This is a genomic window from Nonomuraea sp. NPDC049646 (assembly GCF_044465525.1).
Taxonomy (GTDB): Bacteria; Actinomycetota; Actinomycetes; order Streptosporangiales; family Streptosporangiaceae; genus Nonomuraea.
Map to the genome: position 1 here is coordinate 388,619 of NZ_JBITLU010000010.1, position 25,547 is coordinate 414,165.

Annotated in this window: 22 protein-coding genes; 9 read left to right on the plus strand and 13 right to left on the minus strand. The window is 73.9% G+C overall.

What is annotated here, in order from left to right:
• The first annotated feature begins 9 nt into the window (after positions 1 to 9).
• The 3 genes from ACIBQ8_RS30330 (at position 10) to ACIBQ8_RS30340 (ending at position 3,404) form a co-directional block, all read left to right on the plus strand.
• On the plus strand, positions 10 to 954 hold the full coding sequence (locus ACIBQ8_RS30330) for a zinc-binding alcohol dehydrogenase family protein (RefSeq protein WP_397180081.1): 945 nt from the start codon (positions 10 to 12) through the stop codon (positions 952 to 954).
• Positions 955 to 1,035: 81 nt separating this feature from the next.
• The gene (locus tag ACIBQ8_RS30335) at positions 1,036 to 1,950 is read left to right on the plus strand and encodes a serine hydrolase (protein WP_397193530.1); all 915 of its coding nucleotides are present in this window, start codon (positions 1,036 to 1,038) and stop codon (positions 1,948 to 1,950) included.
• A gap of 215 nt (positions 1,951 to 2,165) precedes the next feature.
• Positions 2,166 to 3,404 (plus strand): MFS transporter, encoded by a 1,239-nt coding sequence (locus ACIBQ8_RS30340; RefSeq protein ID WP_397193531.1) that lies wholly within the window; start codon positions 2,166 to 2,168, stop codon positions 3,402 to 3,404.
• Here ACIBQ8_RS30340 and ACIBQ8_RS30345 read toward each other — a convergent pair.
• The 8 genes from ACIBQ8_RS30345 to ACIBQ8_RS30380 form a co-directional block, all read right to left on the minus strand.
• The gene (locus ACIBQ8_RS30345) at positions 3,373 to 4,878 is read right to left on the minus strand and encodes a DHA2 family efflux MFS transporter permease subunit (protein ID WP_397193532.1); all 1,506 of its coding nucleotides are present in this window, start codon (positions 4,876 to 4,878) and stop codon (positions 3,373 to 3,375) included. The genes ACIBQ8_RS30340 and ACIBQ8_RS30345 overlap by 32 nt on opposite strands.
• A 35-nt stretch (positions 4,879 to 4,913) precedes the next feature.
• The gene (locus ACIBQ8_RS30350) at positions 4,914 to 7,796 is read right to left on the minus strand and encodes an AfsR/SARP family transcriptional regulator (protein ID WP_397193533.1); all 2,883 of its coding nucleotides are present in this window, start codon (positions 7,794 to 7,796) and stop codon (positions 4,914 to 4,916) included.
• Between the two features lie 7 nt (positions 7,797 to 7,803).
• A complete protein-coding gene (locus tag ACIBQ8_RS30355; RefSeq protein WP_397193535.1) occupies positions 7,804 to 8,550 on the minus strand; it encodes an isocitrate lyase/phosphoenolpyruvate mutase family protein in 747 nt (248 codons plus the stop codon).
• Entirely contained in the window at positions 8,547 to 9,314 is a 768-nt protein-coding gene (locus tag ACIBQ8_RS30360; RefSeq protein WP_397180075.1) for a cytochrome P450, read from the minus strand. Before ACIBQ8_RS30360 ends, ACIBQ8_RS30355 begins: the two co-directional genes overlap by 4 nt.
• Positions 9,315 to 9,373: 59 nt before the next feature.
• Positions 9,374 to 10,048, minus strand: coding sequence for a DUF998 domain-containing protein (locus tag ACIBQ8_RS30365; protein WP_397180074.1), 675 nt, complete (start codon positions 10,046 to 10,048; stop codon positions 9,374 to 9,376).
• The gene (locus tag ACIBQ8_RS30370; RefSeq protein ID WP_397193537.1) at positions 10,045 to 11,256 is read right to left on the minus strand and encodes a glycosyltransferase; all 1,212 of its coding nucleotides are present in this window, start codon (positions 11,254 to 11,256) and stop codon (positions 10,045 to 10,047) included. Before ACIBQ8_RS30370 ends, ACIBQ8_RS30365 begins: the two co-directional genes overlap by 4 nt.
• A gap of 81 nt (positions 11,257 to 11,337) precedes the next feature.
• Positions 11,338 to 12,150, minus strand: a complete 813-nt coding sequence (locus tag ACIBQ8_RS30375; RefSeq protein WP_397180072.1) for a DMT family transporter — start codon at positions 12,148 to 12,150, stop codon at positions 11,338 to 11,340.
• 36 nt (positions 12,151 to 12,186) lie between these two features.
• A complete protein-coding gene (locus ACIBQ8_RS30380) occupies positions 12,187 to 12,804 on the minus strand; it encodes a DedA family protein (protein ID WP_397193538.1) in 618 nt (205 codons plus the stop codon).
• Between the two features lie 392 nt (positions 12,805 to 13,196).
• Here ACIBQ8_RS30380 and ACIBQ8_RS30385 point away from each other — a divergent pair, with 392 nt between their 5' ends.
• Positions 13,197 to 14,372 (plus strand): sensor histidine kinase, encoded by a 1,176-nt coding sequence (locus ACIBQ8_RS30385; protein WP_397180070.1) that lies wholly within the window; start codon positions 13,197 to 13,199, stop codon positions 14,370 to 14,372.
• 16 nt (positions 14,373 to 14,388) lie between these two features.
• Positions 14,389 to 15,357 carry a hypothetical protein gene (locus ACIBQ8_RS30390; RefSeq protein ID WP_397193539.1) on the plus strand — a complete coding sequence of 323 codons (969 nt, stop codon included), beginning with the start codon at positions 14,389 to 14,391 and terminating at the stop codon, positions 15,355 to 15,357.
• Here the strand turns inward: ACIBQ8_RS30390 and ACIBQ8_RS30395 are convergent.
• Together ACIBQ8_RS30395 and leuE are read right to left on the minus strand one after the other, a co-directional pair.
• Positions 15,265 to 15,906 carry a VC0807 family protein gene (locus ACIBQ8_RS30395; protein WP_358283851.1) on the minus strand — a complete coding sequence of 214 codons (642 nt, stop codon included), beginning with the start codon at positions 15,904 to 15,906 and terminating at the stop codon, positions 15,265 to 15,267. The two genes, ACIBQ8_RS30390 and ACIBQ8_RS30395, sit on opposite strands and share 93 nt — an antisense overlap.
• A gap of 217 nt (positions 15,907 to 16,123) precedes the next feature.
• Entirely contained in the window at positions 16,124 to 16,777 is a 654-nt protein-coding gene (gene leuE / locus ACIBQ8_RS30400; protein WP_397193540.1) for a leucine efflux protein LeuE, read from the minus strand.
• 106 nt (positions 16,778 to 16,883) lie between these two features.
• Between leuE and ACIBQ8_RS30405 the strand changes: the two genes are divergently transcribed.
• The 3 genes from ACIBQ8_RS30405 (at position 16,884) to ACIBQ8_RS30415 (ending at position 22,473) form a co-directional block, all read left to right on the plus strand.
• Positions 16,884 to 18,275: a selenium-binding protein SBP56-related protein gene (locus tag ACIBQ8_RS30405; RefSeq protein ID WP_397180067.1), complete on the plus strand. Its 1,392-nt coding sequence runs from the start codon at positions 16,884 to 16,886 to the stop codon at positions 18,273 to 18,275.
• An 11-nt stretch (positions 18,276 to 18,286) separates the two neighbouring features.
• The gene (locus ACIBQ8_RS30410; RefSeq protein ID WP_397193541.1) at positions 18,287 to 18,886 is read left to right on the plus strand and encodes a hypothetical protein; all 600 of its coding nucleotides are present in this window, start codon (positions 18,287 to 18,289) and stop codon (positions 18,884 to 18,886) included.
• A 377-nt stretch (positions 18,887 to 19,263) separates the two neighbouring features.
• Positions 19,264 to 22,473 carry a BTAD domain-containing putative transcriptional regulator gene (locus ACIBQ8_RS30415; RefSeq protein WP_397193543.1) on the plus strand — a complete coding sequence of 1,070 codons (3,210 nt, stop codon included), beginning with the start codon at positions 19,264 to 19,266 and terminating at the stop codon, positions 22,471 to 22,473.
• A 76-nt stretch (positions 22,474 to 22,549) separates the two neighbouring features.
• On the opposite strand, the gene ACIBQ8_RS30420 is transcribed toward ACIBQ8_RS30415, so the two are convergent.
• Genes ACIBQ8_RS30420 through ACIBQ8_RS30430 form a run of 3 tightly spaced genes read right to left on the minus strand, consistent with a single transcriptional unit; the run spans position 22,550 to position 24,736 of the window.
• Positions 22,550 to 23,311, minus strand: coding sequence for an ABC transporter permease (locus ACIBQ8_RS30420; RefSeq protein WP_397180064.1), 762 nt, complete (start codon positions 23,309 to 23,311; stop codon positions 22,550 to 22,552).
• Positions 23,308 to 24,219: an ATP-binding cassette domain-containing protein gene (locus ACIBQ8_RS30425; protein WP_397193544.1), complete on the minus strand. Its 912-nt coding sequence runs from the start codon at positions 24,217 to 24,219 to the stop codon at positions 23,308 to 23,310. Before ACIBQ8_RS30425 ends, ACIBQ8_RS30420 begins: the two co-directional genes overlap by 4 nt.
• Before the next feature lie 4 nt (positions 24,220 to 24,223).
• Entirely contained in the window at positions 24,224 to 24,736 is a 513-nt protein-coding gene (locus ACIBQ8_RS30430) for an Lrp/AsnC family transcriptional regulator (protein WP_397193546.1), read from the minus strand.
• A 94-nt stretch (positions 24,737 to 24,830) separates the two neighbouring features.
• Here ACIBQ8_RS30430 and ACIBQ8_RS30435 point away from each other — a divergent pair, with 94 nt between their 5' ends.
• Positions 24,831 to 25,523, plus strand: coding sequence for a nitroreductase family protein (locus ACIBQ8_RS30435; RefSeq protein ID WP_397193547.1), 693 nt, complete (start codon positions 24,831 to 24,833; stop codon positions 25,521 to 25,523).
• The last annotated feature ends 24 nt before the right edge of the window (positions 25,524 to 25,547 follow it).

The window sequence follows — 25,547 nt, forward strand, 5'->3', positions numbered from 1 at the left end:
GGGGGATTCATGCGTGCCATCCAGTTCACCCGCTTCGGCGGCCCGGAGGTGCTCGAAGTGGCCGAGGTGCCCGATCCGGTGGTGGGGCCGGGCCAGGTGCTGGTCGACGTCGAGGCCGCCGGGCTGAACTTCGCCGACGTGCGGCAGATCTCCGGCCACTACTCCGCCCCCGACCGCCTGCCGCACATCCCCGGCAGCGAGGTCGTCGGGCTCGATCCCCGGGGGCGGCGGGTGATGGGCTTCACCGCCAACGGCTACGCCTCCAGGGCCGTCCTCGATGAGGGGGACGTCGTGGTGGTGCCCGGCTCGCTGCGGGCCGGGGAGGCGCTGGCACTGCTCGTCCAGGGGCTCACCGCCTGGCACCTGCTGCGCTCGTCGGCGCGGATCAGGGAGGGCGAGAGCGTGGTCGTCCACTCCGGCGCGGGCGGCGTCGGCAGCCTGGCCGTGCAGCTCGCCAAGGTGTTCGGGGCCGGACGCGTGATCGCCACCGCCTCCAGCGAGGACAAACGCTCGCTCGCCCTCGACCTGGGCGCGGACGCCGCCGTGGACGGCGCGGCCGACGGCTACGCCGAGCGCGTCATCGAGGCCAACGGCGACCGGCCGGTGGACGTCGTGCTGGACGCCGTGGGCGGCGCGGTCTTCGACGCGGCGCTGACCGTGCTGGCCCCCTTCGGGCGGCTGGTGAGCTACGGGTCGTCCTCGGGGGAGCAGGCCGGGCCGGTCGAGGTCGGGCGGCTCACCGCGGGCAACCTCGCCGTCCTCGGGTTCTGGCTGCATCCGCTGCGGGGGCGGCGGGAGATGGTCGGGCCCCCGCTGGGCGAGCTGCTCGCGCTGACCGCGGCCGGGCGGCTGAGGCCGCTGGTGGGCGGCGAGTACCCGCTGGCGGAGGCCGGCCGGGCCGTGGCCGACCTGGCCGGACGGCGAACTGTCGGAAAGGTGGTGCTCCTGCCCTGACGCGCAGGGTGTGACCAATGCCGCTATTGGGCAGAAAGTGATCAAAACCCCCGAGACGTGACGATCACGGGGGTTCTGCGCGTGTGGTGGAGATGGCCGGCCGTCGTGACGGTCTGGGGGCTCGCGGCCGGAGGTGTGGCCGGGTGCGCGGCCGGACGGCTGCCCGAGGCGCCCGGCGTGCGGAAGGCGCCGGTGCCGGTCGGCCGATGCGTCCTGAAATTTCAGGACAAGAGGGCGGGGAGGGCGGCCCGCGACCGGCTTGCGCACGACATCGAGCAGTACCTGTCCAGACGCCCCGGACGGGTCGCCTACAGCATGCTGGAGCTCGACAGCGGCATCACCCTGGGCCGCGGCGAGCACCAGCACGACATGATCACCGCCAGCGGCGTCAAGGTGGACATCCTGACGGCTCTCGTGCTGGGTCGCGGCGGCCTGGGCGAGGAGGAGCGCGACCTGGCCGAACGCATGATCACCGAGAGCGACAACGGCGCCGCCGACGCGTTGTGGGGCCGGGTCGGCGGCGCGATGGGCGAGTTCTACCGGCGCATGGGCCTGACCGAGACCGTCCCGGGGCCCGGCGTCTTCTGGGGCGGCACCAACACCAGCCCGGCCGACCGCATCCGCCTGCTCCAGGTGCTGGTGAAGGGCGGCGAGGGCCTGTCCGGCCGGGACCGCGACCTCGTGCTCGGCCTGATGGGACGCGTGGTCAAGGACCAGTCGTGGGGCGTCAGCGCGGCCGCCCGCCCGGGGGACCGGGTGGCGTTGAAGAACGGCTGGACGCCACGCCCGTTCATCCACAACACCTGGGCGGTGACCAGCTACGGCCGCGTCGTCGGGCCGGGGCGCGACCTGCTGCTGGCGGTGCAGACCGACGAGCAGCCGGGGGAGGGGGCGGGCATCGAGACCATCGAGGGGGTGGCCAGGATGATCGGCTCCCGCCTGGACGAGCTGTCGCCGACGATGATCCGCTCCTGCCCGCGAAACCCGGGCCCCTGACCGCACCCCTCCCGGCCCTTCCGCCTCCCGGACCTCGCCGGGATGAAGTAAGTCGCCCGTTTCCTGCAATAGGATCGGCTCTCGTCGCGTTTGACTGTTGTGAACTGATTGACCGCTCGGCGGCCGGCACCCGCCGGTATCTACCCCGGTCGAAGCCCACCTCCGACGGTGTGCTCCCCCGGCGGAGGACTCCGTCATGATCTGGACGGAGACCCTTGAAGTCCTACCTCGACGTGCTGGCCACCCCCGGCGCCTGGCGGTTCCTCGTGCCCGCGCTGCTGGCCCGCGTGCCGTTCGCGATGACCCAGATGGGCATCCTGCTGCTGGTCCAGTGGTCCACCGGCTCCTACGGCGCGGCCGGGATCACCTCCGCCGCCTCCGCCGTCTTCCAGGCCCTCATCGGCCCCCAGACGGGCCGCCTGGCCGACCGGTACGGCCAGGCCCGCGTGCTGCTCCCGCAGGTGGCCCTGCACGCCCTGGCCATGGGCGGCCTGCTGGCCCTGGCCGCCGCGCACGCCCACCTCGCGCTGCTGGTCGCCGTGGCCGCCCTCGTCGGCGCGTCGGGACCGCAGGTCGGCTCGATGGTCCGGGCCCGCTGGGCGCACCGGCTCGGCGGCACCGGCCGGCTGAACACGGCGTTCGCGGTCGAGTCGATCACCGACGAGCTGACGTTCACGCTGGCCCCGGTGCTGCTGGTGGGGCTGTCCACGGCGTACTCGCCGGTGGTCGCGCTGCTCGGCGGGCTCGTGCTGATCCTGGTGGGCACGGTGGTCTTCGCCGCCGTCCGGACGGGCCTGCCCGAGCCGGTGCCGGTCAGGATCGCCGCCTCCAAGGGGGTGCTGCGGCGGCGCGGCGTGGCGCTGCTGGCCGCCGCCTTCCTGGCCATGGGGTCGGTCTTCGGCAGCCTCCAGGTCGGCGTCACCTCGCTCACCACCGCCCTGCACGCGCCCGCCGCCGCCGGACCCGTCTACGGCGTCTTCTCCGGCGCCAGCATGCTCGGCGGCCTGCTGTACGGCGCGGTCCGCTGGCGGTCGTCCGCCCGCGCCCGGCTGGTCGCCGGGCTGGCCCTGCTCGCGGTCGCGACCAGCGCGTTCACGCTCGCCGGGGCCGTCCCCCACATGTACGTCGCCGCCGCCCTGGCCGGCCTGGTGATCGCCCCCGTGGTGATCACCGGCTACACCCTGGTGGAGGGCCTGGTCGCGGCGGAGGTCCGTACCGAGGCGTTCACCTGGCTGAACGGCGGCATCGCCCTCGGCATCGCGGCCGGGTCGTCGGTCGCCGGGCAGCTCGTGGACCACTTCGGCGCCTCCCTGGCGTTCGTCGTCGCCCCGGCGGCGACGGGCGTGGCCGCGCTGCTCGTGCTGGCCAGGGTCCGCAGCCTGCGCCCGCTGCCCCACAGGCCCGGGAGCCAGGCCCCCTCGCTCACCGAGGGACCGGCTGCTCTTCCTGGATGACCTTCGGCACCCCGCGCAGCCAGGCCAGCGCGAACACCGCGACCACGGTCAGCAGGACCGCCGTGACCAGCGTCGTCACCTGCATCCCCGACACGAACGCCGTCCGCGCCGCGCGCATCAGCTCCCCGGCCGCCTGCGGGGGCAGCTCCGCCGCCGTGGCGGTGGCCCCGGCGATCGACTCCCGCGCCGCCTCGCCGGGCACCCCGGCGGGCACCAGCAGGTTCGCGCGGTAGACGCTGTTGAGCACGGTGCCGAGCACCGCGATGCCCAGCGCCCCGCCGAGCTCGAACGCCGTCTCCGACACCGCGGCCGCCGCCCCCGCCCGTTCCTTGGGGGCGGTGGCCAGGATGTTGTCGTTGTTCACGGTGAAGGTGAGCCCGACCCCGAGCCCGCCGATCATCATCACCGGCAGCAGGGTGAGATAGTCCAGCTCGGTGCCGAGCATGGCGTACCGGACGAACGCGCCGGCGTTCAGCGCCAGGCCGAGCGCGACCACGCCGTTCCTGCCGAGCCGGCCGATGAGCCGGGCCGCGAGCACCCCGCCCACCGCGCCGCTGAGACCGCCGGGAAGCTGCGCCAGCCCGGCCTGGAGCGGGGTCCACCCCAGGACGAGCTGCAGGTACCAGGCGAACAGCAGGTTCATGGCCGACAACGCGAAGATCGCCAGCAGGTTCGTGCCCACGGACGCGCTGAAGGCCCGCCGCCGGAACAGCCGCACGTCGATCAGCGGCGTGGCCAGCACGCTCTGCCGCCGGACGAACAGCACCAGGCACACCGCGCCCACCACGGCCGTCCCCAGCACGTCGGCGTGCGCCAGGCCCTGGTGGGCGGCCTCCTTGACCGCGTAGACCGCCGTCACGACACCGGCGAAGGACAGCGCCACGCTGAGCCCGTCCACCCGCCCGGCGGCGGGGTTGCGCGACTCCGGCAGCACCAGGAACCCGCAGACCAGCACCAGCGCCATGATCGGCACGTTGATCAGGAACACCGACCCCCAGCAGAAGTGGTCCAGCAGCACGCCGCCGACGACCGGCCCCAGCGCGAACCCGGCCGCGCTCATCCCGCTCCAGATCCCGATGGCCGCGGTCCGCTCGCGCGGATCGGCGAAGACGTTCCTGACGATCGAGAGCGTGGACGGCATGATCATCGCGCCGGCCACGCCCAGCAGCGTCCTGGCGGCGATCAGCAGCTCCGGGCTGGGGGCGTAGGCGGTCACCACCGAGGCGGCGCCGAAGCCGGCCGCGCCGATCAGCAGCAGCCGCCTGCGGCCCACGCGGTCCCCGAGGTTGCCCATGGTGACGAGGAGCCCGGCCAGGGCGAACCCGTACATGTCGCCGATCCAGAGCAGTTGCGTCGAGCTGGCGCCGAGGTTGGCGACCAGCCGGGGGAGCGCCAGGTGCAGCACGGTGAGATCGACCGAGAGCAGCAGCGTCGCCAGGCAGGCGATGGCCAGACAGGCCCATTTGCGCGTCATGCCCTTTACGGTGGCGAGAGCGGCTGACGGCCCGCCTACCGTTCGCTGACCGCCCGGCCGAGGGCCTCGTCGATGCGGTTGCGGATGTCCTCGGTGCTGTACCAGTCGTCGGGGCACTCCGCGCGGGCCTGGGCCAGCAGGGACAGCGCGGCGTCGCGCTCGCCGCCGATCAGCGCCACCTCGGCCATCCCGAGGTGCGCCCAGGCCAGCATGTCCATGGAACCGACGCGGCGGGCCAGCTCGGCGGCCTCCTCGTAGTCGGCCCGCCCGCCCAGCGGCTCGCCCATGCCGAGCAGCGCGTCGCCGCGCCGGCACAGCGCCTCGGCCATCTCCGCCCGCGCGTCGAGCTCGCGGGCCAGCGTCAGCGCCTCGTCCGACAGCGCGTACGAGGCCGCGTAGTCCCCCTCGCGGGAGGCCAGCTCGCCCAGGCCCGACAGCACCAGCACCGTCCCCCAGCGCTCACCGATGGCCCGGAAGGCGGCCAGGGCGCGCCGGAAGGTGGCCAGCGACTCCTCGGCCCGTCCCAGGATCTGCAGCACGAACCCCGCGCCGCTGTACGACAACGCCCGCTGCCAGGGCGGCAGCCCCTCGATGTTGGCCAGCAGGTCGCGGTAGATCTTCTCGACGTCCCCCGGCGGCCCGGTGAACATCGACCGCATCATCATCAGGAACTCCACCCGCTCCGGCAGGTGGGCGATCGGCAGCAGCTCGCGCACCTCGGCCAGCCGCTCGCGCACGACGTCGTCGGCCACGCCCGTCCAGGCGGTGACGAGCAGGCACATGACGTACTCCTCCTCCATGCCCGCGGGACAGACGTCGCCGATCCTGGCCAGCAGCGCGGCGGCCAGCCCGGCGATGACGCCGCGGTGGCCGCGCATCCACCAGTAGCAGGCGCTGTGCGCCAGCAGCCGCAGGCCGGTCTCCGGCCGCCCGGACACGGTCGTCCAGCGCACGGCGGCTTCGAGGTCGTCGCTCTCCCGGTCGAGGCGGGCCAGCCAGGTGAGCTGATCGGCGGTCCGCAGCAGCGGGTCGACGGTCAGGACCAGGTCGAGGTAGTAGGCGGTGTGCGCGTCCCTGATCGCGGCGGTCTCGCCGGACTCGGCCAGGCGTTCTGCGCAGAACGCCCGGATCGTGTCGAGCATGCGGTACCGGCCGCCGACGTACTCCACCAGCGACTTCTCCGCCAGCGAGAACAGCACCTCCTCCGGCAGCCCGCACACCCGCTCGGCCGCCTCGGGCGTGGCGCCGCCGACGAACACGCTCAGGCGGGCGGCCAGGCGCTGCTCGGCGTCGTCCAGCAGGTCCCAGCTCCAGGCGACGACCGCGCGCAGCGTCTGGTGGCGGGGCAGCGCCGTACGGCTGCCGCGGGTCAGCAGCCGGAACCGGTCGTCCAGGCGGGCCGCCACGTCGGCGACCGGCAGCGTGCGGAGGCGGGCCGCGGCCAGCTCGATGGCCAGCGGCAGCCCGTCGAGCGCCCGGCAGATGCGCACCACGTCCGCGGCGTTGCCGGCGTCCACGGCGAACCCGGGACGCACGGCGGCGGCCCGGTCGGCGAACAGCCGGACGGCGGCGTACGCCAGCGGGTCGTCCGGCTCCGGCGGCGGCAGGCGCAGCGGGGACACCGGCAGGATCGACTCCCCGGTGATGCCCAGCGCCTCGCGGCTGGTGGTCAGCACCCGCAGCCCGGGGCAGGAGGCCAGCAGCGCGTCGGCGAGCTCGGCCACGGCGGCGACCAGATGCTCGCAGTTGTCCAGGACGAGCAGCAGGTCGCGCTCGGCCAGCGCGGTGAGCAGCCGGGTGACCGGGCCGACCGCGGCGCGCTGGGGCGCGGGCAGCAAGGCGTCGCGGATGTCGAGGGCGACCAGCACCGCGCCGGGCACCCCGGCGGCGCCCGCCACGTGGGCGAGCGGCACGAAGCACACGTCGCCCGGCTCCTGGGCGGCCGCCTCCTGCGCCAGCCTGGTCTTGCCCGCGCCGCCCGGGCCGATCAGCGTGACGAGCCTGCTGTCCCGCAGCCGCGCGCTCACCTGCGCCAGCTCCTCCGCCCGGCCCACGAAACTGGTCAGCTGCGCCCGCAACCCCTGCTTGAACCCGCCGCCCGGCGACGCGCCGGGCCCGCCGGGCTCGGGAAGGGAGGGGGGAACCGGCGGCTGGAAGGGCGCGGGACTCGGCGCGGTGGTCTGCGCGGTGAGGGACGGGTCGGCGCGCAGGACGGCGAGGTGCGCGGCGGCCAGTTCGGCGCCCGGCTCGACGCCCAGCTCCCGGTCGAGCAGCCGCCGCGCCTCCTCGTAGACGGCCAGCGCCTCGGCCTGCCGGCCGCTGCCGTACAGGGCGCGCATGAGCTGGGCGCGCAGGCGCTCGCGCATCGGGTGGGCGGCGGTGAGCCGGCGCAGCTCGGCGACCAGGTCGCGGTGCCGCCCGAGCGCCAGGTCGGCCTGGAGGCGGTCCTCGACGGCCGCCAGCCGCAGCTCCTCCAGCCCGGCCGCGGCCGACACCGCGTGCGGCGCGTCGGCGAGCGGCGCGCCCCGCCACAGCTCCAGCGCCTCGCCCAGCAGCGCAGCCGCCCGCCCGGCGTCCCCGGCGGCCAGCGCCCGGCGCCCGTCCAGGGCAAGGAGCTCGAAGCGGCGCGCGTCCACGTCGTGCGGGTCGGCGACCAGCCGGTAGCCCGCCGGGTGGAACTCGATCAGGTCCCGGCCGAGCGCCCGGCGCAGCCTGGACACCTGGGACTGCAGCGCGTTGGCGACGCCGTCCGGCGGGTGGGGGCCGTAGAGGTCGTCCACGAGCCGGTCGGCGCCGACGACGCGGCCGGCGTTCAGGGCCAGCAGGGTGAGCAGGGCGCGCACCCGCGGCCCGCCGAGCGCCACCGGCGCGCCGTCCTCGTCCAGCACGCTGGTGGGTCCGAGGATCTCGAAGCGCATGCCCCGATTATCGGGTCTGCGGGAGGAGTGCGGCGATTTCTCCGTACGTCGGCAGCGCCGGGGCGTCCTTGCCCTGCGCGCCCAGCGCGGCGGCCAGGGCGCCCTGGAGCGCGGCCCGGTAGAGCAGCGAGCCGGTGCTCACCCGGGCCACCCCCGCCTCGGCCAGCCGGTCCAGCGTGGGGCCGCCCGGCTGGTAGAGCACGTTGAGCGGCAGCCGCGTGCGCGCGACGACCTCGGCGATCTCCGCCGGGTCGGACAGCCCGGGGACGAAGATGCCGTCGGCGTGCTCGTAGGCGTCCACCCGTTCGCGCCAGTCGCCGGTGCCCAGCCAGTGGGTGTCGGTGCGGGCGTTGACGAACACGCCGTGGCCCGTGGCGGCCTCGATGATCCGCCGGTGCAGCTCGACCGGGCGCAGCGTGCCGTCGGGACGGCCGTCCTCCAGGTTCACCCCCGCCACCCCGAGCGCGGCCAGGCTCGCGACCAGGTCCGACACCTCCTGCGGGTCGTCGCTGAAGCCGCCCTCGATGTCCACCGTGACCAGCATGCCCAGGTCTTTGATCGTCTCGGCGAGCTCGATCGTCTCGGCCTTGGTCGCGCCGGCGGCGTCCGGCTTGCCGTGCACGGCGGACACGCCGAGGCTGGTGGTGCCGATCGCGGGGAAGCCGTGCGCGGCCAGGATCGCGGCCGAGCCGTAGTCCCACGCGTTGGGCAGCAGCAGCGGGTCGCCCGGCTTGTGCAGGTCGTGGAAGTTCATCGGCGGGTCCCTTCGAGGAGCGCGTCGAGCACGCCGGCGGCCAGCGCGAGGGCGTGGGCGGGAGCGGGGCACGGGCGCAGGCCGTCCCCGAACGTCAGGTGGGGGGCGGGGCCCCGGGAGGCGTCGAAGCGGTCGGGGTCGGCGAACACCTCGGGATCGCGGTTGGCCGCGACCAGGTCGATCGTGACCTCTTCGCCGGTGCGGGTGTCGAGCCGGCGGCTGGCCTTCAGCGGCGGGTCCTGCCTGAGCGTCTCGCGCAGCACCGCCTCGGGGTCGTCGCCCGGCACGGCGTGGGCGAGCGCGTTCTCGATGAGCGACTCGGTGGCTGCGTGGCCCTGGAGCAGCAGGGTGACGGCCGGCAGGTCGGTCAGGCCGAGCAGTTCGGCGACGGCGGCGTCGGCCTGCGGGCTCCCCTCGCCCGACAGGTAGCCGCTCGCGGCGGCGGGCACGGCCGAGGTGTCCGGCACGCCGAGCGCGGCCCCGAGCACGGCAGTGGGCACGCCGTGCCAGTCGCCGTCACGGTTTCCGATGCGGTCGCGTGTCGCGGCTCTGGCGGCCGTCCGCAGCTCGGCCGGGTCCAGGGCGGACAGGCGCTCGACGGCCAGGCGGCGGCGTTCGGCGTGCGTCTCGCCGGTGCTGAAGCGCGACACGTGGGCCCGCAGCCAGGCGAGCGTCCCCGGCTCGCCGTCCTGCGGGACGGGCGGCGGCACGTACCGGCTGTCCGACAGCACCGCCCTGGCTTCGGCGTGGTGGGTGATGAGCATGGGTCCACGCTAGGCCGCCGACCGTTCGGCGGCGGACGAAGTATGGTCGCGCATCCCGGTCAGGCCGCCAGCCGCTGCGGGCTCTCGGGCTGCGCGGGCGCCCCGGTGGCCCGCGTGCCCTGCGCCCGCACGGCGGCGCGGCCCGGTGCGCCGGCCAGCGCCATGGCGACGACGAGCACGATCTCGGCCAGCACCAGCCCCCGTTCGAGCAGCCCGTAGTAGGCCTGGCCGCCGATCAGCGAGGAGGTGACGGCGGCCGGGTGGGCCGCCAGGTATGCGACCAGCGTCAGCCCGGAGGTCAGGCTGAGGGCCTTGACCGCGCTCCAGCGCGCGGCCGCCGCCCGTCCTCTGGCCAGGGTCCAGCCGGCGACCGGCAGCGCGGTGAAGACCACGGCCGCCGACCAGCGGTGGATCTCCCCGCCGAGCGTACTGATGTCCGACATGCCGGGATCGGTGGGGAAGATGGCGCTGAGCATCAGCCCGGCCGCCCCCGCCAGCAGCAGCACGCGGGTCGCGGCGGTCCGCGCCGGCTCCCGGGCGGCCAGCCCGTACGCCAGCGACAGGCAGGCGGCGGCCAGCGCCAGCGTCCCGGCCAGCACCGGCAGCATGCCGCCGGGGACGAGCGCGTAGTCGCTGATCAGCGGCTGCTCGGGCAGGGCCGCCTGCGCGTAGCCGAGGGCGGCCACCGCGGTCACGGCCCCGGCCACGGGGGCCGGCACGGCACGCCAGGTCATCGGGTCACCTCGTCGTAGATCTGCTCGAAGCGGGCCAGCGACGCCTGGTCGTCGTGGGTGAGCGCCAGCGCCCGGCTGGCGTTGCCCAGGCGGGCGCGCAGGTCGTCGTCGGTGAGGACGGCGGTCAGGTGCCTGGCCAGCGCGACCACGTCGCCCGGCCGGTAGAGGTAGCCGTTGCCGTCCACCAGGTGCGGCAGCGCCATCGCGTCGGCGGCCACGACGGGCAGGCCGGACGCCATGGCCTCCAGCGTGGCGATGCTCTGCAGCTCGGCGACGCCCGGCATGGCGAACACGTCGGCGGCGGCGAACGCCTGCGGCATGCTCTCGTCGGGCACGAACCCGACGAAGAACACCCGGTCGCCCACCCCGATGCGCTTGGCCAGTCTCTCCAGCTCCATCCGCTGGTTGCCGCGGCCCACGAACGCCACCTGCGCGTCGGTCTCGTTGAGCACGAGGGGCAGCGCGCGGATCAGCTCGTCGAGGTGCTTCTCCTCGTCCAGGCGGCCCACGAACAGGGCGGTCGGCCGGTCGGGCAGCGCGAACCGGCGGCGCGCCCACGACTTGGGTTCGGCGTGCGGGTGGAACCTGGCCAGGTCGATGCCGCACGAGACGGCCTCGACGTCGCGGGAGAAGCCCTGGTCGGCCAGGAGCTTGGCGGCCAGCGGGGTCGGCGTGGTGATGTGGTCGGCGCGCTTGAAGATCCGGCTGAAGTCGCGCCAGGCCAGCCGGCCCGCCCTGGCCCGCAGCGCCTCGGGGACGTGCCCGAACTGGAAGAGGTTGTCGGGCATGAAGTGGTTGGTGGCCACGACCGGCACGCCGCGGCGCCGGGCGGCGGCGATGGCGGACCGGCCGACCACGAAGTGGCCCTGGGTGTGCAGGACGTCCGGGTCGATGTCGGCCACCAGCCGGTCGAGCCTGGTCGGCACGGTGACCCGCATGGTCGGGTGCACCAGCAGCGGGGCCGAGCGCAGCCGGTGGACGATCACGCCGTCCACCACGTCGGCGCTGGCCGGGCCGGCCTCCGACTGGCACACCACGTGCACCTCGTTGCCGCGCGCGGCCAGGCCGGTGGCCAGGCGGTGGGTGAAGTAGGCGGCGCCGTTCACGTCGGGGGGATAGGTGTCGGTCGAGATCAGGACGCGGCGGGGACGTTCGGGGGCGGGGGCGAGCTGGGCGTGGTCGGTGACGTTGCGCAGGGGCATGGCCATGACGGTGACTCCGCTTTCACAAGGGGGGACGGCTGGGGGAGGGCCGATGGACGAACAGGGGGTTTCGGTCAGGGGAGGTGATCAGGCGAGGTCGTTGCGCGCCTCCAGCGGGGACGTCCTGGCCAGGGCGAACGTGCCCGCCGCAGTCAGGGCGGCGGCCGCGATCGGCGCGAGGCCGGACGGCAGCGGCTCGCCGAGCAGCAGCGCCCCGAAGGCCACCGCCGTGAGCGGGTCGGCGATCTGCAGCGAGGCGAAGGAGACGCCGAAGTGCCCGACGGCGTAGGCGCGTTGCAGCATCATCAGCGCCAGCAGCAGCGGGACCGGCAGGGCCAGCAGGTACCACCAGTTCCAGCCGCCGTCCACGAGGACGCGCATGAGCGTGGCGGTCGCGCCGTACAGGACGCCGGAGCCGGTGGCCAGCAGCGCGGCCCGGCCGGCGGGGGAGGCCGCCTTCGAGCCCGCCCACAGCAGCACCGCCGCGACGCCGGCCACGGCGAGCAGGGTGAGCACGCCCGTGGGCGCCAGGTACGTCGGCCCGTCGGACTCGGGCACCAGCAGCACCAGGCCGATCAGCCCGGCCGCGACCACGCCCGCCGCGGCCAGCTCCTTGCGGGAGGGCCGGCGGCCGTGCAGCGCGGCGGCGATGGGCAGCGCGAACAGCAGGCTGGCCACCCCCATCGGCTGCACCACGGTCAGCGGGCCGAGCCCGAGGGCGACGATGTGCAGGCCGCCGCCCGTCACGATGGAGACGCCGCCGAGCAGCCAGCGCGGCCTGCGCAGCAGGGTCAGCAGCGCGGGCTTCGCCGAGCCCGCCGCCTCGAACTGCTGCAGCGCGGCCCCGAGCGCGAAGAACAGCGAACCGACCAGCGCGATCGCCGCGGCCAGCACACTCATGCGCACTCCTTTCAGACGGATGGTTGCCGGACAGGGTCAAACGGACGTGTCCACCGGAAGGCGTTCCAGGGAAGGCTGGGTGGCGCGCCGCTTCCTGGCCCACCGCACCAGCTCGACGAGCCCGGTGATCGACAGCGCGATGCCGAGGCCCAGCAGCAGGCCCTTGATCGGGTCGTTCTCGAAGGCCATGCCGCCGAAGAAGCCGATCAGCCCGGAGTACACCGCCCACGAGCTCGCCGCGATGGCGTCGAAGAAGGTGAACGAGCGCAGCGGATGCCCGACGGCGCCCATGGTCAGCGTCGTCGCGGTCCGCCCGCCGGGGATGTACCTGGCCACGATCAGCACCATCCCGCCCCGCTCGGCCAGCGCGCCGCGCGCCCAGACGAACGCCTTCCTGTCCCGCAGCCGCCTGGCCGACTTGTTGCCGATCAGGTACGACACGTGGTCGCCCACGAACGCGCCGAGCGCCGCGACCACGATCACCAGGGCCAGGTTGGTCTGGCCGGAGGCGGCGAACACCGCCGCGGTGATGACCGACGTCTCGGCGGGCACGACGGGGAAGAACCCGTCGAGCAGCGCCAGGGCGAACAGCGCCACGTACAGCCATGGCGATGACATCACCTGCTGGACGAGGTCGAGAATGGCGTGCGACATATGCGTGGACTCCGATCGTCAGGGCACTCACAAAGCCTGTCGGCGTGAGCGGACCGGGGACATCGGGGATGCCCCGGGTCGAACGCGGGCCCGTCCCCTAGGAGGGTCAGGGCCGCCTACCCCACGAAGGTAGAAATTCCGCAGGTCGTGGCACATCGGCCCATCGGCACGCGCCACCCCCTACTTTCGTCAGGGGCGGAGGTGCGACTTCCGTGTGACACCCACGATCAAACCGGTTGCGCGCCCCGGAAACAGGAGAGGAGGTATCCGCCTTTCAGGTGGGGTTAGCCCCACCGTGATCACTGCACCGGACCCCACCCTGACTTTCGTCAGGGGTGCCGCATGACCTTCGGGCGGGACCGGCCCCGCCGGACGGCGGATACCGTCGGTGCGTGAACCGTCTGCGTCGTGAGAGCCGCCGTCAGGTCGTCCTCGACCTGCTGCTGTGGGCCGTGCTGGGCGTCTTCGTGACCGCCATGGGCCCCGACCCGTTCGTCGACCCGGCCGGGTTCGCGACGGTGACGCTGCCCAGGGTGGGCCTGGCCGCGCTGGCGGTGCTCGTGGGCCGGCCCTGGCCGCTGGCGGCGCTGGTGCTGCTGCTGCCGCTCGGCCCGTGGCGCTTCACCGACGGCTTCGCGACGGTGGACCTGACGTGGCTGCTGCCCCGGCGCGACGTCAAGATCCTGCCGCTGCTCGCGACCTCGCCGTTCATCATCTGGTACGCCTACCTCACCGGCCGGCGCATGGCCCGGCTGTGGCCGGCGGGCGCCGTGTTCTGCCTGATCACGGCCATCGGCTGCGGGGTCGTGCTGCTCCAGGGCGGTGACCTGGCGCTGTGGGTGTCGATGGGCACCGGGCTCGTCGGCACGTACCTGGCGCCGTACCTGCTGGGGCTGCTCCGGCGGGGCGTGCTCCAGCAGCGGCGGCAGGCGCGGCTGTCGGTCGAGGCGCAGGCGCGGCTGCGCGAGCGGGCCAGGATCGCCCGCGAGATGCACGACTCGCTCGGCCACGACCTGGCGCTGATCGCGGTGCGCGCCGGCGGGCTCGAAGTCGCCCCCGGCCTCGGCCCGGCCCAGGTCAAGGCGGCCGGCGAGCTGCGCATGGCGGCGGCCGACGCGACCGAGCGGCTGCGCCAGATCATCGGCCTGCTGCGCGAGGACGCCGAGGAGGCCCCGCTGTCCCCGGTGGGCGAGGACGTCGCCGAGCTGGTCGGCCGGGCCAGGGACTCCGGCATGTCGATCACCCTGGAGCTGGCGCCGGGGGCGTCGTCGGAGCTGGCGCACGCCGTCGTCCAGGAAGGGCTGACGAACGCGGCCAAGCACGCGCCGGGCGCGGCGGTCGCCGTGTCGGTCGCGCCGCACCGGGTGGTCGTGCGCAACGGCCCGCCGAGCTCGCGTCCCAGCGCCCGGCGCGGCGGGCTGGGGCTGGCGGGGCTGCGCGAGCGCGTCCGGCTGGCCGGCGCCACGCTGACCGCGGGCCCCGACGGCGACGGATTCCGCCTGGCCGTCGAGCTCCCCCGCGAGGGGGAGGCGGATCCCCGCCGCTCGGGAGGGGACCGGCCCGCCTGAGGCGCACGATCGGGGCATGACGAAACAGCGAGCGGGCATCGGCCGGCTCACCGCCGCGATCGTGGCGGTCGCCGCCACGCTGCCCTACCTCACGATCAAGACGCTCTGGCTGACCGGCGACCCCGTCGGCGTCTCCGACCCGGCGCTCATGGACAACGGGCAGATGCTGGGGATGAACGCGCTGACCTTCGCCATGGAGGCCGCCGGGCTGCTGCTGGCGCTGGCCTTCACCATGCGCTGGGGCATGCGGCTGCCCGCCTGGCTGGTGCTGCTGCCGCTCTGGGCGGGCACCGGCCTGCTGTCGGTGCTGGCCGTCACGACCCCGCTGATCGTGCTCGTCGGCGGCCTGGCCATCTTCAGTGGCGGCCCGATCCAGACCTGGGTCTACCTGGTCGTCTACGGCGGGTTCATCACCCTCGGCGTCGCCCTCACGACGGCCTTCGCCCTCTACGCCCGCGACCGCTGGCCCGCCGTCTTCGCCACGCCGGTCAGGCTGGCCTTCCCGAGCGCGACCCGATCGTTTCAGGAGGTGGTGGCGTGGGGCGCGCTGCTGGTGGCGACCGCCGTCGGGGCGCTGCGGGTCGTCATGGCCTTCGACGGGACCGTCCAGGCCGTCCAGAACGGGCTGAAGGCCCTGCTCGCGGTGGGCGGGGCGGCCGCGCTGGTGGCCCTGGTCAGGCGGCGCGGGACCGGCCCGTTCTGGCGGCCGCTGGCCCTGGCCTGGCTCGGATCGGGCTCGCTGTTCGGGTGGGGGCTGTTCTCGATGATCGTCAGGTCCACGGGCGGCCCCCTGGCCTACGGCGGCACGGGGGTGGCGGACTTCGCCGAGCTGTTCGGCATGCTGACCGGGCTGGTGATGGGGATGTGTGGAGCGTTCCTGCTGGCCGAACGGTCAGGCGTGGGCCACGTGCAGCCTGGCCAGGACGCGCTTGAACGCCAGGATCGAGAAGGTGATCGCCAGCCCGCTGATCACGGCCACCGCTGAGGTGCGCAGCACCATGAACGCGCCGAGCGAGCCCTCCAGCTTCTCGTAGACGGCCAGGAAGATGCTCAGCGTCGAGTTGGCCAGCAGCACGAACGCCCACAGCAGCGTGATCCTGGCGAAGAACCTGCGCACCCGCTCGTGCTTGAGCACGGCCGACGGCAGGTGGATGTAGTCGAGGGTGAGCTTCTGCACCAGCGGCCGGTTGAGCCGGACGGAGGCCAGGAAGACCATGCTGATGCAGATCGTGCCCAGCTCCGGCTGGATGAAGAACCACATCCAGGTGCCCGTCCAGAACGACACCAGGGCCCGCACCGTGACCGCGAACGCGGCCAGGAACATGGTGGCGGGCACCTTGATCCCCCTGATCAGCCGCCAGGCCACGCCGAGGTACACCCAGGAGACCGTGGCCACCAGGGCCCACTTGAAGCCCAGCACGACCATGGCGAGATAGAACACCAGCAGGGGGGCGACCACGCCTTCGAGCAGGCGGGGGGCCGCCTGACGGGCGAGCGCGGTCAGACGGGGGAGTGCGACCGGATGGTGGTTCAAGGCTGCTCCGCAGATAGGCCGACGATCAGCGTCTACCCGGGCTTCGGGGGTCCAGGCTTGCCGGATGGACCGGTCGTCGTCACCGCCGGGTGCGACTCCGCCCGGTGCGACTCCGAAGGCCGGTGGCCTACCGTACCGGAGCCCGGCGAGTAGGACTGCCGCTTTTGCCGCGTTCCATCTGTTCCATACGAAACCAGCTCACCCTTGAACCCGGCTTTCAGCCGAGTGACGCCGTGGCGAGCTTGGCGCCGAACCCGAGGAACAGCGCGCCGACGCCCGAGGTCAGGCCCGCGCTCAGCTTCCTGTGCCGGCGGAACTGGCCGGCCAGGAACGTGCCGGAGAAGATCAGCGTGGTGAGGTAGAGCACGCTGAAGATCTGGATCACCGCGCCCAGGATGAGGAACGACAACCAGGGGGCGCTGTACCCGGGGTCCACGAACGGGATGAAGAACGACAGGAAGAACAGGATCGCCTTCGGGTTCAGCAGGCTGATCGTCAGGGCCTTGCGGAACGGCCGGGCCTGCCGCACGGGGGCCGCCCCGGCGTCGTCGGCCGCCGCCGGGCGGGCCCGCCAGGCCCTTACCGCGCCGCGGATCATCTGGAGGCCCATCCAGGCCAGGTAGGCCGCGCCGGCGTACTTGACGACGGTGAACAGCACGGGCGTCGCGCGCAGCAGGGACGCGGCTCCGGCGGCGGCGAGCACCATCAGGACGGTGTCGCCGAGAAAAACGCCCGCCGCCGCCCGGTAGCCCTGCCGGACGCCGTGCTGGGCGGCGAAGCTGAGGACGTACAGGGAGTTCGGGCCGGGGAGCAGCACGATGAAGAAGGCGCCGACGACGTAGGTCCAGATGTCCGTGATACCGAAGAACACGCTTAACGGTATCGCGTGATATGTGCCGATTCAGTCGGTCGGGGGCTGTGCTTTGCGGTGCGGATGCCTATTGACCCAGTAGGGATACTCGTGAATATCTGGAGTCATGGCTCTCTGGACCCCCGACCCCACGTTCTACCCCTCCCCGCGCGACGCCGTCGAGGCCCCCGTGGAGAAGCTGGCCTACGTCGCCGCCTTCGACCGGTCGGCGAACCGTCCGGACGCGCTGGCCGTGCTCGACACCGACCCCGCCTCCCCGGCCTACGGCACGGTCATCGGCTGGACCGACCTGCCCGGCACCGGTGACGAGCTGCACCACTTCGGCTGGAACGCCTGCAGCAGCGCCCTGTGCCCCAACGCGCCGCACCCGCACGTCGAGCGGCGCTACCTGGTCGTCCCCGGCCTGCGCTCCTCGCGCATCCACATCTACGACACCAAGGACCGGATCAGCCCCGAGCTGGTCAAGGTGATCGACGCCGAGTCGCTGGCCAGGCGGGCGGGCTACTCCCGCCCGCACACCGTCCACTGCGGCCCCGAGGGCCTGTACGTCTCGGCGCTCGGCGGCGCGGACGGCGCCGAGGGCCCCGGCGGCATCGCCGTGCTCGACCACACCTCCTTCGAGGTGCTCGGCCGGTGGGAGCTGGACCGCGGGCCGCAGTACCTGGCCTACGACTTCTGGTGGCACATCAACCACGACGTGCTGATCACCTCGGAGTGGGGCACGCCGTCCATGATCGAGGACGGCGTGGTCGGCGAGCTGCTGCTCGGCCGCAAGTACGGCCACAAGCTGCACTTCTGGGACCTGCGCAAGCGCCGGCACGTCCAGGAGGTGGACCTGGGCGACCAGCACCAGATGCCGCTGGAGCTGCGCCCCGCCCACGACCCCACCCGCCTGTACGGCTTCGTCGGCGTGGTCACCAGCGTCGAGGACCTGTCGGCCTCCGTCTGGCTGTGGTTCCACGAGGACGGCCGCTGGCAGGCGCGGAAGGTCATCACCATCCCCGCCGAACCGGCCGACCCCGCCCTGCTGCCGCCCGTGCTGCAACCGTTCGCCGCCGTGCCGCCGCTGGTCACCGACATCGCCCTCTCCGTGGACGACCAGCGCCTGTACGTCTCGTGCTGGGGCACCGGGGAGCTGAAGCAGTACGACGTGTCGGACCCGTACAAGCCGGTCGAGCTGGGATCGCTGCGGATCGGCGGCATCACCCGGCGCACCCCGCACCCCGCCGAGCCCGGCCTCCCGCTTCGCGGCGGCCCCCAGATGGTCGAAGTGAGCCGCGACGGCCGCCGCGTCTACCTCACCAACTCCCTGTACGGCTCCTGGGACGACCAGTTCTACCCCGAGGGCGTCGGAGCCTGGCTCGCCAAGGTCGACGCCGGCTCCTTCACCTTCGACACCGCCTTCTTCCCCCACGGCGACGCCTTCCGCGGCCTGCGCCCCCACCAGGTGCGCCTCCAGGGCGGCGACGCCTCCTCCGACTCCTACTGCTACCCGTGACCATGCCCGCCATGAGCACCGCGACGGTCCTGCTGCTCGGGGCCTTCCACGGCCTGAACCCGGCCATGGGCTGGCTCTTCGCGGTGGCCCGCGGCCTGCAGGAGCGCAGCCGCGACCTGCTGCTCCAGTCGATCCCCGTGATCGCCCTGGGCCACCTGGCGTCGGTGGCCCTGGTCGCCCTGATCGTGGCCGTCACCGGCTCCCTGGTGACGGGCGCGGCGCTGCCGGTGGCGGGCGGGCTGGTGCTGGTGGCGTTCGGGCTGTGGCGGCTGCTGTCCACCCGCCACTTCCGGTGGGTGGGCATGCGCCTGTCGCTCGCCCAGCTCGCCGGGTGGTCGTTCCTGATGTCGTCGGCCCACGGCGCCGGGCTCATGCTGCTGCCCGTGCTCACCGGGCTGCGCGCTGAGGGCCACCCGGGGCACGCCGTCTCAGGAGGACTGGCGGTGGCCGCCCTGCACACGCTGGCCATGTTCGTGGTGGCCGGCGTGGTGGCCCTGGTGGTCTACGAGGTGCTCGGCCTGACGATCCTGCGCCGCGCCTGGTTCAACGTGGACCGCATGTGGGCCGCGGCCCTGGTCGCCGCCGGCCTCCTCACCGTCCTCCAGGCCTGACCCGAACACCTCGCAGAGCCGGTCGGCGTGAACGGCCCTGTCGATCCAGGCCTCGAGGACGGCGATGTCCGTGCAGGCGGTGACACCCTCCCGCACGGCATCGGGCACCTCCACGCCTCGCCCGGCCAGCAGCCGCAAGAGCCCCCTGGCCATGGCCTCCGCCTTGCCTTCGGCGCGGAACAGCTGGGCGCACTCGGACTGGTAGCGGTAGGTCTTGGTCGCCATCCTCGGTCGGGGACGGGAACGGGATGTCGAGCACCTTGAAGACGAACCGGACGGCGTGCGCGTGACGGTAGAAGGAGTTAATCCCCGGGAGGAAACGGGCGGGGGAAAGATCTCTGCCGGAGCATGTGCGCAGGCAGGGCAGGATGTGGTGCGTGCGGATATCCATCCTGGGGCCGTTGGAGGTCGAGGGCGACGGGGGGCCGGTCGTGGTCGGCGGTCTCCGGCTGCGGGCGCTGCTGGCCGTGCTGGCGCTCGAAGCGGGCCGTACGGTCACGGCGGAGCGGCTGATCGACGTGCTCTGGCCGCAGGAGCCGCCCGCCAACGCGGCCAACGCGCTGCAGACGCTGGTCAGACGGCTGCGGGCGGCGCTCAGGCCGGACGAGGCGATCGACAGCCGTCCCGGCGGGTACGCCCTCGCTCTCCCCGCCGAGCAGGTGGACGCGCTGGCGTTCCGGCGGCTGGCGGGCGAGGACGCCGGCCGGGCGCTGGCGTTGTGGCGCGGGGCGGCGCTGGCGGATCTCACGTCGGTCCCGTACCTGGCGGACGCGGCGACCGCGCTGGAGCAGGAGCGGCTGGCGGCGGTCGAGGCCAGGGCCGAGCGCCTGCTGGCGGCCGGACGGCCGGTCGAGCTCGCCGCCGAGGTGACGGCCCACCCGTTGCGCGAGCGGCTGGTCGGGCTGGCCATGCGCGGGCTGGCCGCGTCCGGACGGCAGGCCGAGGCGCTGGAGCTGTTCGAACGCACCCGCCACCGGCTGGCCGACGAACTGGGCGTCGATCCCGGCGCCGAGCTGCGGGCCGCGCACCTGGCCGTGTTGTCGGCGGAGCCGCCTCCGGCCGCGTGGCCGAGGAGCCGGCCGAAGGGCAACGTACGCAGGCCGCGCACCAGCTTCATCGGCCGGGAGAGCGAGCTCGCGCAGCTCACCGCCCTGCTCCGCCATGACCGGCTGGTCACCCTCGTGGGGCCCGGCGGCGCCGGCAAGACCAGACTGGCGACCGAGGCGGCCCTCCACCTGGCCACCGAACCCGGCACTGCCGCCGAACCCGGCACCGAGGCGGCCCTCCGGCTGGCCACCGAAACCGCCACACCCCGGACGGCCGCGGTGACCGGGCGTGGCGCCGCAGGCCGGTCCGGTGACCGGCGGGCGGTCGTGGCGTGGATGGTGGAGCTGGCCTCCGTCAGCGACCCGGCCGGCGTGCCCGGAGCCGTGCTCGACGCGCTCGGCCTGCGCGACGACGGCCCCGGCTACCGCCCGCCCGAGGCGGCCAAGGACGTGGTCGAGCAGGTCGCCGAGGCGCTGGGCGAGCGGCCCGCGCTGGTCGTCCTGGACAACTGCGAGCACGTGGTGGCGGCCGCGGCCGTGCTGGTCGAGCGGCTGCTCGACGAGTGCCCCGAGCTGCGGGTGCTGGCCACCAGCAGGGAGCCGCTCAACGTGCCGGGCGAGCGCTTGCTGCCCCTCCCGCCGCTCGAACCGCCGCCGGCGGGGGCCGGGCCCGCCGAGGCGGCGGCGTACCCGTCGGTGCGGCTGCTGGTCGACCGGGCGGCGGCGGCCCGGCCGTCGTTCGCCGTGGACGAGGGCAACGCGGCGGCCGTGGTCGCGCTCTGCCGCAGGCTCGACGGCATGCCGCTGGCCATCGAACTGGCCGCCGCCCGGCTGCGCACGATGACTCCGCGCCAGCTCGCCGACCGCCTGGACGACAGGTTCAGGCTGCTCGACGGCGGCAGCCGTACCGCGCTGCCGCGCCAGCAGACGCTGCGGGCGGTCGTGGAGTGGAGCTGGGACCTGCTCGACGAGCGGGAACGCGTGCTGGCCAGGCGGCTCGGCGTGTTCGCCGGCGGCGCGACCCTGGAGGCCGTCGAGGAGGTGTGCGGCGGCACGGCCGACGTCCTCGGCGCGCTGGCCGACAAGTCCCTGGTGCGCCTGTCGCCCGAAGGCCGCTACTCGATGCTGGAGACCATCCGCGCCTACGCCCTGGACCGCCTGGCCGAGGCCGGCGAGACCGCCGAGTACCGCGACCGGCACGCCCGCCACCTGCTCGACCTGGCCGAACGCGCGGTGCCCGAGCTGCGCACCGCCACGCAGGTGGAGTGGATCGAACGCCTGGCGGCCGAACGCGACGACTTCGCGGCGGCCCTGCGCTGGCTGATCGACCGCCGGGACGCCGGGCCCGCGCTGCGGCTGTGCGGGGCGCTCAACTGGTACTGGTGGATGTGCGGCTACCGCCGCGAGAGCGCGGCCTGGGCCAGGCAGGCACTCGACCTGGCCGGGGACACGCCGCCGCCGGGGCTCGCGGAGGCGTACACGTCGTGCATGTTCGCCTACGGCGTCGACGTGTTCGGGACGATCAGCAACGACCGCGCGGCCATGCTGGACCTGTCGGCCCGGATGGAGGAGCTGGTGGAGCGGGCGGCCCAGGAGGGGCCGGTGCATCCGCTGCTGCTGATCAGCAGGGTCGTCATGGCCGCGGCGGCCGGGCAGGACGAGCGGGCGGCCGAGCTGATCGGCGACTACGCCGGCAGCGACGACCTGTGGTTGTCGTCCGCCGCCCTGATGATCGGCGGCCGGTTGCGATCGGGGGCGGATCGGGAGCGGGAGCTGGAACGGGCGGTCGAGGGGTTCAGGCGGCTCGGCGACCGCTGGGGGCTGAGCGAGGCGCTGCTGGGCCTGGCCGACCTGCGGGCCGAGCGCGGCGCGGGCACCGACGACCTGATCGCCGAGACCAGGTCGCTGACCAGCGAGTGGATCAGCGACGACGAGTCGATCTCCACCCTGATCCGGCTCGCCCAGCTCCGGCTGCGGGTCGACGACCTGGACGGCGCGGGAGCCGACCTCGCCACGGCCAGGTCCCGGGTGGGCGAGGAGACGTCGCCGTGGACGCTGGCGCTGCTCGGCCTGGGCGAGGCCGCGTACCGGGAGCGGCGCGGCGACCTGGCCGGCAGCCTGGCGATCTACCGGGACATGGACGGCGTCGTGGCCGCGGCCCCCCGGGTGCCGCAGATCACCGCGGTGTACCTGACCTCCTACGGCCGGGCGCTGGCCCGCGCCGGCGACCTGGACGCCGCGCTGGCCCGGCACCGCCAGGCGCTCGACGTCCTCGGCGACGTCAGCCCGGACCGGCCGCTGCTGTCGATGACGCTGGCCGGGTTCGCGCTGGCGGCGCAGGCCGCGGGCGACCAGGAACGGGCGGCGGTGCTGTTCGGCGGGGCGTCGGCGGTCGTCCCCGAGGACACCTCGCCCGACACCACGCAAGGACGCGCGGCGGCCAGGAAGGCGCTCGGCGACGAGCTCTTCGAACGCCGTTTCGCCGAGGGCGCCGCCCTGCCGCCGGCCGAGCTCTACGCGATGGCCGCCGGCGTCACGTAGCGGCGCGGTGATCGCACTTCACGGTTGCACGCTGCGGCGCGGCGATCGCACTTCACGGTTGCACGCAGCGGCGCGGTCATCGCACTTTGCGGTTGTAGGCACGAAGGGCGAAGGGGGCGAAGAGGGCGAGCAGTGCGGCGGCCCAGCCGAGCGTGATCCACACGTCGGACGCCGCCAGCCCGCCCACCAGGAGACCGCGCAGCGCGCCGGCCAGGTGCGAGACCGGGTTGACGCCCATCCACCAGGTCAGCCAGCCCGGCAGGCCGGTGGCGGGGATGAAGGCGCTGCTGCCGAACGTGAGCGGCAGCAGCACGGCGGTGGCGATGCCCTGCATCGAGGCGACCGACCTGGCCACCAGCCCGATCCAGGCCGACCCCCAGCTCAGCGCCGTCACCATGAGCAGCACCAGGCCGATCCCGGCCAGCGCGCTCAGCGGATCGGTCCGCACGCGGAAGCCGACGGCGTACCCCACGGCCAGCGACATGGCGATGGTGATCAGCAGGGTCAGCAGGTCGGCCATGATGCGCCCGGCCAGCGGCGCCGACCTGGCGATCGGCATGGTCCTGAACCGGTCGAAGACGCCGTTGCCGATGTCGGTGGCCAGGTTCATGCCCGTCGTGATCGTCGCCATCAGCGCGACCTGGACGAGCACGCCGGGCAGCATGTACGACACCGCGCCCGCCCGGTCGCCCCCGGCCGCCCCGCCGAACAGGTAGACGAAGATGACGATCATGAAGACGGGCTGGAGCAGCAGCCCGGCGAGCTGGCCGGGGTTGTTCTTCAGCGGGATCAGGCTGCGCCAGGCGAGGGTCAGCCCTTGGGAGAGCGCGGTGGTCATGAGCTTGCTCCGGTGAGTGTGCGGAAGACGTCGTCGAGTGAGGGCAGGCGCAGGGCGTGCTCGGCCAGCACGATCCCGGCGTCGTCCAGCCGCCTGAGCAGGTCGGGCGGGGCGGCCAGGTCGTGCACGGGCACGCTGAGCAGCCCGTCCACGGCCGTGGCGCCGAGGATCGAGCCGGCCTTCTCCAGGTCGGCGGGGTGCAGCGGCCGGACGTCCAGCCGGTGGCCGCCGGCCAGCGACTTGAGCTCGGCCGGCGTGCCGCTCGCCGCCACCCGGCCGCGGTCGATGACCAGCAGGTCGTCGGCGAGCTGGTCGGCCTCCTCCAGGTACTGGGTGGTCAGCAGGACCGTCACCCCGTCCGCGACCAGCTCCCTGACCACGTCCCACAGGTCGCCGCGGGCCCGCGGGTCGAGGCCGGTCGTCGGCTCGTCGAGGAACAGGATCCGGGGCCGGCTGACCAGGCTGACCGCCAGGTCCAGCCGGCGGCGCATGCCGCCCGAGTAACCGGCCGCCGGCCGGCCCGCCGCCTCCTCCAGGCCGAACCTGGCCAGCAGCTCGGCGGCCCTGGCCCTGGCGGCCGTCCTGGACAGGCCGAGCAGGCGGCCGACGAGCAGGAGGTTCTGGGTGCCGGTCAGCTTCTCGTCGACCGAGGCGTACTGGCCGGTCAGGCCGATCAGCTCGCGGACCCGGCGGGCCTGGGCGACGACGTCGTGCCCGCCGACCGTGGCGTGGCCGGCGTCGGGGGCGGCGAGGGTGGCCAGGATGCGGACGGCGGTGGTCTTGCCCGCGCCGTTGGGGCCGAGCACGCCGAGCACGGTGCCGGTCCTGACCCGCAGGCCGACGCCGTCCAGCGCGGTCTTGTCGCCGTACCGCTTGACGAGCCCTTCCGCTTCGATCGCGTATGTCATGCCCTCACGGTCGCGGAGGGGGCTGGCAGCTGCCTGGCACCTGCCTGTCAGCCGCCGCCAGCGGCAGGACCCGGTGCCCCACGACGGTCGACAGCGCGATGACGGTGGTGCTCCGGCGCACCCCGGGGATCGTCAGCATCCGGTCGATCACCCGCTGGACGTGCTCGTTGTCGCGGCCCGCCACGCGGCACCAGACGTCGCCGGGACCGGTCACGATGCAGGCTTCGAGCAGCTCGGGGATGGAGGCCAGGGTATTGGAGATGTGCTCGCGGGCGGCCTGCTCGACCTCCAGGGTGGTGAACGCCTGCACCGGGTAGCCGAGGGCGGCGGGGGACAGGTTGGGGCCGTAGTCGGTGATCACGCCGTCCGCGGCCATCCGGTCCAGCCTGGCCTGTACGGTCCCCCGCGCCACCCCGAGCAGCCGGGCGATCTCCAGCAGCCCGCTGCGCGGCCGGTCGGCGACCAGGCGCAGGACGCGCAGGTCCAGATCGTCGAGCCCGCGGCGACGTGCCGGCATATTCGCCTCCTAAAAGCCGATTCGGCTGTCAGATCGGCAGCATACGGCGAGCGGTGTTGTCAGACCGGCCGGTCGTGCCGAGACTGCGGATCTTATGGAGCACCAGTTTCCGTTCGTCCCCTACCGGCCCGAACGTTACGAGGCCGACGAGATGATCAAGCGCGGGGAGGAGTTCTGCGCGCTGGCCGACCGGCGGCGCAGCGTGCGGTTCTTCAGCGACGAGCCGGTGCCGTACCGGTGCGTCGAGCTGGCCGTGCGGGCGGCCAACACCGCGCCGTCGGGCGCGCACCAGCAGCCGTGGAAGTTCGTGGCGATCGGTGACCCGGCGACCAAGCGGCGCATCCGCGAGGCGGCCGAGGAGGAGGAGCGCCGCAACTACGAGGGCGGCAGGCTCCCGCAGGAGTGGCGCGAGGCGCTGGCCCCGCTGGAGACGACCTCCGACAAGGGCTACCTGGAGGTCGTGCCGTGGCTGGTGGTGTGCTTCGCCGAGAAGTACGGCGTGCGCCCCGGCGGCGGCAAGGTCAAGCACTACTACGTCAACGAGAGCGTGGGCATCGCCTGCGGCCTGTTCATCACCGCCCTGCACGCCATGGGACTGTCCACGCTCACCCACACCCCCAACCCGATGGCCTTCCTCAGCGGGATCTGCGAACGCCCGGCCAACGAGCGGCCCTACATCCTGTTCCCCGTCGGGTACGCCGCCCCCGACGCCGAGGTGCCCGATCTCGCCAGGAAACCGCTGGCAGAGGCGTTGATCCGGTTCGACGGAAAATTGGGCCTTTCCTAGGGCACCCAACGTCTTCACTCTCAG